The organism is Vibrio sp. 10N.222.49.C12 (genome assembly GCF_041475025.1).
In the GTDB taxonomy this organism is placed as follows: domain Bacteria; phylum Pseudomonadota; class Gammaproteobacteria; order Enterobacterales; family Vibrionaceae; genus Vibrio; species Vibrio crassostreae_C.
Window position 1 is genome coordinate 20,261 of record NZ_JBFRVF010000082.1, and the last position, 7,643, is coordinate 27,903.

At 44.2% G+C, this 7,643-nt stretch carries 8 protein-coding genes; 3 read left to right on the plus strand and 5 right to left on the minus strand.

Annotated elements, in window-relative coordinates; all coding sequences use genetic code 11:
• Positions 1 to 46: 46 nt before the first annotated feature.
• Genes AB4583_RS19545 through phoB form a run of 3 tightly spaced genes read right to left on the minus strand, consistent with a single transcriptional unit; the run spans position 47 to position 3,042 of the window.
• Positions 47 to 1,003 (minus strand): PstS family phosphate ABC transporter substrate-binding protein, encoded by a 957-nt coding sequence (locus AB4583_RS19545; protein WP_008223911.1) that lies wholly within the window; start codon positions 1,001 to 1,003, stop codon positions 47 to 49.
• Between the two features lie 17 nt (positions 1,004 to 1,020).
• Entirely contained in the window at positions 1,021 to 2,319 is a 1,299-nt protein-coding gene (phoR, locus tag AB4583_RS19550) for a phosphate regulon sensor histidine kinase PhoR (RefSeq protein ID WP_004740365.1), read from the minus strand.
• A 33-nt stretch (positions 2,320 to 2,352) separates the two neighbouring features.
• The gene (gene phoB / locus AB4583_RS19555) at positions 2,353 to 3,042 is read right to left on the minus strand and encodes a phosphate regulon transcriptional regulator PhoB (RefSeq protein WP_004735064.1); all 690 of its coding nucleotides are present in this window, start codon (positions 3,040 to 3,042) and stop codon (positions 2,353 to 2,355) included.
• Between the two features lie 194 nt (positions 3,043 to 3,236).
• Here phoB and rdgC point away from each other — a divergent pair, with 194 nt between their 5' ends.
• The 3 genes from rdgC to AB4583_RS19570 all read left to right on the plus strand — a co-directional run bounded on the left by rdgC (position 3,237) and on the right by AB4583_RS19570 (position 6,065).
• Positions 3,237 to 4,151 (plus strand): recombination-associated protein RdgC, encoded by a 915-nt coding sequence (rdgC, locus tag AB4583_RS19560; RefSeq protein WP_017062534.1) that lies wholly within the window; start codon positions 3,237 to 3,239, stop codon positions 4,149 to 4,151.
• Between the two features lie 206 nt (positions 4,152 to 4,357).
• Positions 4,358 to 5,776: a tRNA 5-hydroxyuridine modification protein YegQ gene (gene yegQ, locus AB4583_RS19565; RefSeq protein ID WP_017062848.1), complete on the plus strand. Its 1,419-nt coding sequence runs from the start codon at positions 4,358 to 4,360 to the stop codon at positions 5,774 to 5,776.
• A 34-nt stretch (positions 5,777 to 5,810) separates the two neighbouring features.
• Positions 5,811 to 6,065, plus strand: a complete 255-nt coding sequence (locus AB4583_RS19570; RefSeq protein WP_004735061.1) for a YfhL family 4Fe-4S dicluster ferredoxin — start codon at positions 5,811 to 5,813, stop codon at positions 6,063 to 6,065.
• A 42-nt stretch (positions 6,066 to 6,107) separates the two neighbouring features.
• On the opposite strand, the gene AB4583_RS19575 is transcribed toward AB4583_RS19570, so the two are convergent.
• Positions 6,108 to 6,416, minus strand: coding sequence for a hypothetical protein (locus AB4583_RS19575; protein ID WP_017062536.1), 309 nt, complete (start codon positions 6,414 to 6,416; stop codon positions 6,108 to 6,110).
• A gap of 273 nt (positions 6,417 to 6,689) precedes the next feature.
• Positions 6,690 to 7,529, minus strand: a complete 840-nt coding sequence (mepA, locus tag AB4583_RS19580; RefSeq protein WP_372118933.1) for a penicillin-insensitive murein endopeptidase — start codon at positions 7,527 to 7,529, stop codon at positions 6,690 to 6,692.
• Between the last annotated feature and the right edge of the window lie 114 nt (positions 7,530 to 7,643).

Consider the following 7,643-nt stretch of genomic DNA (forward strand, 5'->3'; position numbering starts at 1 on the left):
CGCAAGCTGTTCATACGTTTCTTATCTAAGTTTATAGCAGCCTGAATTAGAGCCCGACTTTTGCCAACTCTTGCTCTGCGAACTCAGACGGTATTGCTAAATAGCCATCTTTCTCTACAAGTTCTTGTCCCTGCTTTGAGAATACAAAAGTAAGGAACTCTCTCTCAACGGGAGAAAGTGGTTTATCCGGATGCTTATTCACATACACATAGAGAAAACGAGATAGAGGGTAATCACCACTCAAGATATTCTCACGCGTAGGCTCAACATAATTAGAGCCGTGCTCTGCAATAGGAATCAGCTTAACACCTGCTACGCGGTAGCCAATGCCCGAGTAGCCAATCCCACTGATGGATGAAGCGACCGACTGAACGACTGAAGCCGAACCAGGTTGCTCATTCACACGATTTTTAAAGTCACCGCCGCACAGTGCATTCTGTTTGAAGTATCCATAAGTCCCCGATACAGAATTGCGACCGAACAATTGGAATCGATGTTTCGCCCATGGCTGATCGATTCCGAGATCTTGCCAGTTATTGAGGGGCCTTGTTGCTCCGCAGCGTAATGTCTCAGAAAAAATGCCATCAATCTGACGAAAGTTAAGCCCTTCAATAGGATTATCTCGGTGGACAAACAGCCCGATTGCGTCAATAGCGACTCGCAGTGCTGTTGGCTTATAACCATGCTCTCTTTCAAAGGCTTCCACTTCACGTAAACGCATTGGTCGGCTCATAGGACCAAGGTGAGCAGTCCCTTCCGTCAATGCAGGAGGCGCAGTAGAAGAGCCCGATGCTTGGACCTGAGCGTTCACATTCGGGTAGTAGGATTTAAACTCCTCTACCCACAATGTCGTCATCCCAGCCAAAGTATCAGACCCGACCGATAACAAGCTTCCAGAGATACCAGGAACTTTGGAATAATCAGGCAATGACTCAACACTCTGCTCAGCGAAGCTTGGACACGCCAATACCATCGCTAACAGTGAACCAATTGGCAAACGCATCCTGCGTATTAAGTCACTCATGACACAGTCAATCGGTTTGGCAACGTGAAATGGAAACGACTGCCGACGCCCACTTCACTTTGAATTTCGAGATGTGAATCGTGGTGGCTAAGCGCATGCTTTACAATCGCTAATCCAAGACCACTACCACCGGTATCACGAGAGCGGGCTTTATCTACACGATAGAAGCGCTCTGTGAGTCGATGTAAGTGTTGAGGCTCAATACCATCACCAGTATCTGACACATCTAAGCACGCGCCTTGGCTGGTTTGATACCAACGCACTTTGACCGTTGCACCTGCGGGTGTGTATTTAACCGCGTTATAAACCAAATTCGATATCGCACTTCTCAATTGGTCTTCATCGGCAAGAACTCGTAGGCTCTTATCGATATCAAACTCAAGCTTATGTTCGCGCTCACCGCTAAGGCTCGCCGCTTCTTTCTCAAGAACCTCAAGCATCGCCGGAACGTTGACCACTTCATCCAACTCATGCATTGGCGCCGCTTCTATTTTCGAAAGCGTGAGTAGTTGATTAACCAAACTGTTCATTCGATTGAGCTGCTCAGTCATTACGCCATGCGCCTTGGTCCACATTGGGCCGACGATCATGTCTGGATCTTCGGTCATTTCAAGGTAACCTTGAAGGACGGTCATCGGCGTACGCAATTCATGAGAAACGTTAGCGAAGAAGTTACGGCGCATGCCTTCTAACTGCTTAAGCTGGGTCACATCACGTACCACCATCAGGTGTTCACCTTCAGTATATGGCACGATACGCAGCTCAAGCATGCGCTCCACGTTAAGTGGCGAAGGCATCTCTAGCGGTTCTGAAAAATCTTGTTTATTAAGATACTTGATGAAGTCCGGCGTACGGATCAAGTTAGAAATCGGTTGTCCTGAATCGTCTGGCCAGCGAAACCCAAGTAAATACTGAGCTAGCTTGTTACACCAAACGATATTGCCTTCACCGCGAAATACCACAACGGCATCGGGAAGCGATTCTGCACCGTTACGGAAACGGCGGATAAGGTTAGTCAGCTCTTTACGTTTGCGACGCTGTCTCTGCTGCATACGATAAATACCGTTAAACAGAGATTCCCAGTTCCCAGAGCCTGAAGGTGGAGTTAGACGCTTCTCATCCCACAGCCATGCGGACAAACGCATTTGGTTGTGTAGATGCCAGCCGAGCTGCAATACCGTAGCAGCCAGCAGCAACCAAGGTAGGTAACCGAATATCCATCCGACTAAAACCCATGGTGCGTAAAAAAAAGCCAGCTCCCAAGCCAGCTTTTTCCAGGTTAACTTTTCAACCATTCAGGACTCCGTAAACTGGGCAGCGAAGCCACATTAAGCCTTTGTAGAAAAACGGTAGCCAGCGCCACGAACCGTTTGGATTAGCTTATCGTGACCTGCAGACTCAAGCGCTTTACGCAGGCGTCGAATATGTACATCAACCGTTCGGTCTTCAACGTAAACATTGGTACCCCAAACGTTGTTAAGCAGCTGCTCTCGGCTGTACACACGCTCTTGGTGAGTCATAAAGAAATGCAGCATTTTGAACTCTGTTGGTCCCATATCAACTGGACCTTCGCTTGCGGTAACACGATGAGATACTGGGTCTAGCTTAAGACCTTGTACATCAATCACATCTTCTAGTGCAGTAGGCGTTACACGGCGGATAACCGCTTTCAGGCGAGCAACGAGCTCTTTGGGTGAAAATGGCTTGGTGATGTAATCATCAGCACCCACTTCTAAACCACGCACCTTATCTTCTTCTTCGCCACGAGCCGTTAGCATCACCACTGGGATGTTGCGAGTTAACTCTTCACGCTTCATGTGCTTGATAAAGTTTATCCCGCTACCACCAGGTAGCATCCAATCTAGTAATACTAGATCTGGGAAAGGTTCACATAGCTTGTTTACCGCTGTATCGTAATCTTCAGCCTCTACTGCTTGGTAGCCTTTTTGTTCAAGCACGAAGCACAGCATCTCACGAATAGGTGCTTCATCTTCAACGACCAGAATCCTTCTCGACATAATTGAATAGCCTTTGTATTTAATCAACGCATTGCATTATCTGAGTTAATTATGACACTTTTGTGACCTTTGAAAACAAATTTTCATATAACTGTCTCAAACATTTCACTTTATAACTTTTGATACAGAGCTAGGGACAAATCGAATTAGATCTCATATCATGAAGCACTTCTAAAAAGGTATGAGAAAAATTTATGTGGTTTAAAAATTGCCTAGTCTATCGCTTCAACCGTGATATTGATTTCAACGCAGATCAGCTAGAGAAACAACTTGAAGAATTCCGCTTTACTCCTTGTGGTAGCCAAGACAAACAGAAGTTTGGTTGGGTACACGCAATGGGTAGACATGGCGATATGATGACGCACGTATCAGAAAACCGCATTCTTATCTGTGCAAAGAAAGAAGAGAAAATGCTACCCGCTTCTGTGATCAAAGAATCATTGAACGCAAAAGTAGAAACGCTTGAGGCAGAGTCTGGTACCCCTCTGAAAAAGAAAGAGAAAGACAGCCTAAAAGAAGACATCATCATTGATCTACTTCCTCGAGCATTCAGCCGCAGCAACTTCACTTACGCGCTGATCATGCCAAAAGAAGGTTTCATTGTGGTTGATGCGAGCAGCTACAAAAAAGCAGAAGATGTATTAGCATTGCTACGTAAGACAATGGGTAGCCTGCCAGTAGTGCCAGCTATCCCAGAGCAAGCGATCGAAACGACTCTTACAGAATGGGTGAAATCAGGTGATACGCCACAAGGCATCACTATGCTTGATGAAGCAGAACTAAAATCTATTCAAGAAGACGGCGGTATTGTTCGAGTTAAGAAACAAGAACTAGAAGCTGATGAGATTAAAAACCACATCGAAGCCAATAAGATGGTGACGAAACTTCTTATCAACTGGCAAGACCGTATTGAATTCATTCTTGCAGAAGATGGCAGCATCAAACGCCTAAAATTCAGTGATGAGCTCAAAGACGAAAACGACGATATTCCTCGTGAAGATCAAGCTGCGCGTTTTGATGCGGACTTCTCTCTACTTTGTGGTGAGTTCAGTGTTTTCCTTCCAAACCTATTTGAATCATTAGGCGGGTTAACTCAACCTAACGCTTAATCAGTCAAACTATAGGCTCAGGTGCTAACGGTATCTGAGCTTATTTCTCACTAAGTTCTCACTTATATCTGCCTCTAGACCCTCTTGTTAATGTCATTGCTATCTTTAGGGCTATCAACCAAACTCATTTTAGCGTAAAATTTGCGCCCCTTTGATATCACTTGGTGGTATCAACCTGACTTGAGATCAGATTAGAGAACGAAGCAATGACTACACAAAAACCATTTGTACCTGAACTATTATCACCGGCAGGAAGCCTCAAAAACATGCGTTACGCATTCGCCTACGGCGCAGATGCAGTATACGCAGGCCAGCCACGTTACAGCCTTCGTGTTCGTAACAACGAGTTCAATCACGAAAACCTACAAATCGGTATCGATGAAGCTCATGCTCAAGGCAAAAAGTTATATGTTGTATGTAACATTCAGCCGCACAACTCTAAATTAAAAACATTCATTCGCGACCTCAAACCAGTTGTAGACATGGGCCCTGACGCGCTTATCATGTCAGATCCTGGTCTTATCATGATGGTTCGTGAAGCATTCCCTGAAATGCCAATCCATCTTTCTGTTCAAGCAAACGCAGTAAACTGGGCGACCGTTAAGTTCTGGTCAACTCAAGGCGTTGAGCGTGTGATCTTATCTCGTGAGCTATCGCTTGAAGAGATCGAAGAGATTCGCGAACACTGCCCAGAAACAGAGCTAGAGATCTTTGTTCACGGAGCTCTTTGCATGGCTTACTCAGGCCGTTGTCTGCTTTCTGGTTACATGAACAAGCGCGATCCAAACCAAGGTACTTGCACCAACGCTTGCCGCTGGGAATACAAAACAGAAGCAGCGAAAGAAGACGAAAACGGTCAGATCGTTGAAGCAAACCCTACTGGTGTTGCTATTCAAGAAGTAGAAACGCAAGACATTGAAGTTCAAGATGAGCGTCCAGACAACACACTAGGCCTTGGTAAACCAACAGACGAAGTGGTTCTGCTTTCTGAATCACACAAGCCAGAAGAGAAAATGGCAGCGTTTGAAGATGAGCATGGTACTTACATCATGAACTCAAAAGACCTTCGTGCAATCCAACACGTTGAGCGCCTAACGAAGATGGGTGTTCACTCTCTGAAGATTGAAGGTCGTACTAAGTCTTTCTACTACTGTGCACGTACTGCTCAGGTTTACCGTAAAGCTATTGACGATGCAGTGGCAGGCAAACCATTCGATGAAAGCCTAATGGGTACACTAGAGAGCCTAGCTCACCGTGGTTACACTGAAGGCTTCTTACGTCGCCATACACACGATACATACCAAAACTACGAGTACGGTTACTCTATCTCTGACACTCAACAGTTTGTTGGTGAGTTCACAGGTAAGCGCCGTGGTGACCTAGCGGAAGTAGAAGTGAAGAACAAGTTCCTAGTAGGCGACAGCTTAGAAATGATGACACCGAAAGGTAACGTTGTTTTCAAACTAGAAGTTATGGAAAACCGCAAATCTGAAGCGGTCGACGATGCGAAAGGTAACGGTCACTTTGTATTTATTCCTGTACCAGCAGATCTAGATCTAGAGTACGGCTTGCTGATGCGTAACTTGAGCGAAGGCCAAGATACACGTAACGCATCAGGCAAATAATTTTTACTTAAGCGACTTACTTGAGAAGAAAATAATGGCTCTGTTAATTACTGACAAGTGCATAAACTGCGATATGTGTGATCCTGAATGCCCAAATGGTGCAATCACTATGGGCGACAGCATCTTCGAGATCGATCCTGATTTATGTACAGAGTGTAAAGGTCACTATGAAAAGCCAACATGCCAGTCAGTGTGTCCGATTACAAAATGCATCATCACTGACCCAAACCATATTGAAACTGATGACGAGCTACTTGAGAAGTTTGTTATCATTCAAGGCTTGACCTAAAAGAAGAAAGGTTCAACTTAACCATAAGTTGAACCTTTTTTTTCATCCTGATTTTCCGATTGGATAAATATTGCAGAAGAGCTCTTTTTCAAATTGATATTCGAGTCGTTCTCGCCAGTTTATTGATTGAGCTATAGGAACAAGATAAAAGTTTTCCCTGCTGGTATCGGTCACAAATGCCATTCCATACTGCATCAATTCATAGTGAACATCATTTACGAAACTAGGGTCTAAACGTTGTCTGCCTGTTAGCTGATTGATGTCATCTCTTGAAATTGAAATACCCGAGCTTTCAGCGTTGAACCTATGTCTTAACCATTCTGAAAATTCCTTCGCACAAATCATAGTCATAGTCTTATCCTTGAATTATCTATCGACGGGTATCAGACTCTGATTTCGCATACTGCATATAAGCCGCATCTTTCACCCCAAAACACTCAATCCCTGACCAAACCTTGTCAAATTCGCCATCGCCCTTGCTGATACCGTTATTGCTTTTATTAATATCAAACGATGTTCTTAATCTCGTGTTTATAAACTCTAGACAAAAGTGTGATATTTCTCCAGTTTTAGAGCCGAAAAAACCAGTGGCAGTACCACTGTAAAAAGCCTCGATGAACAGGATTACTTATTCGATATCAAGGCCAAACACTGACTTGGCATCACTTTAACTTTTTTCTTTTTCTTAGTTTTCGCTACTTTTTTAGGAGGTGGAACTGGAACAGTCTTTGGAGCCCAACTTGCAAGTTCATCTCCACAACCGTCACCTTTAGGAGGGCTCGCTTGAGCTATGCAGTTTGAACTGCCTTCAGGACACTTTAAACGAACGTGGAAGTGGGAGTGGTGTCCCCACCAAGGTCTTATTTTGCCTAACCAAGCTCTATCATTAGCGTCAGAGTTTTCTTGTTCACAAAGGGTTTGCTTGATCACTGGATGAACAAAAATACGCACCACTTTTTCATCTTTCGCCGCATAACGAATAACTTGAAAATGATCATCGGTCCAATTCGATTCACGCAATTTGTAGTTGGTAAGATCCACAACGCTCACAGGTTTAGGCACAGCTAATTCGTTCTCTGACAACCTCTTAATGGTTAACCTTAGCCATATATCAATATCTAACCCTGTTTGATGACTTGAATGACCTGAAGAAAAGCGCCCTCCTCTGGGAAGAGAAATATCACCGATCAATAAATTAGTATTGAGCTTCTCGCTGGTCGTGACTCCTAACCTCTCAATAAACTTTATAGCTTCTGTATGGCCATAGTAGCGCTCTCTTTGAGGGCGAATGATCTGATACCCCAAACCATTAATAGGCAAAGCCTGCGCGCCGTCTAGACAGCCATTGGCATAGCTTCCAATTGATGAGGGTGAATTTTTAGTAGGGTGACTCTCTTTTTCCCACGAAGTTGCTGATAGAGAAAATGAACAAAAGAATACAACCAGTGCAAAAAAGAACCTCATAATAATCCCAAATTACTGACGCTTACTCATTATATTAGTCGCCATTTAGGATTAGGTGCATATCGTACTTAAGTTTTTGGTGGTAGCTAGTGAATTATACCAATTAAAGTAAAA

Bases quoted from the DNA above. Each gene is read 5' to 3' on its own strand.
- phoB (WP_004735064.1), bottom strand. From the start codon at position 3,042: ATGTCGAGAAGGATTCTGGTCGTTGAAGATGAAGCACCTATTCGTGAG.
- AB4583_RS19575 (WP_017062536.1), bottom strand. From the start codon at position 6,416: ATGACTATGATTTGTGCGAAGGAATTTTCAGAATGGTTAAGACATAGG.
- AB4583_RS19545 (WP_008223911.1), bottom strand. From the start codon at position 1,003: ATGCGTTTGCCAATTGGTTCACTGTTAGCGATGGTATTGGCGTGTCCA.
- rdgC (WP_017062534.1), top strand. From the start codon at position 3,237: ATGTGGTTTAAAAATTGCCTAGTCTATCGCTTCAACCGTGATATTGAT.
- mepA (WP_372118933.1), bottom strand. From the start codon at position 7,529: ATGAGGTTCTTTTTTGCACTGGTTGTATTCTTTTGTTCATTTTCTCTA.
- yegQ (WP_017062848.1), top strand. From the start codon at position 4,358: ATGACTACACAAAAACCATTTGTACCTGAACTATTATCACCGGCAGGA.
- AB4583_RS19570 (WP_004735061.1), top strand. From the start codon at position 5,811: ATGGCTCTGTTAATTACTGACAAGTGCATAAACTGCGATATGTGTGAT.
- phoR (WP_004740365.1), bottom strand. From the start codon at position 2,319: ATGGTTGAAAAGTTAACCTGGAAAAAGCTGGCTTGGGAGCTGGCTTTT.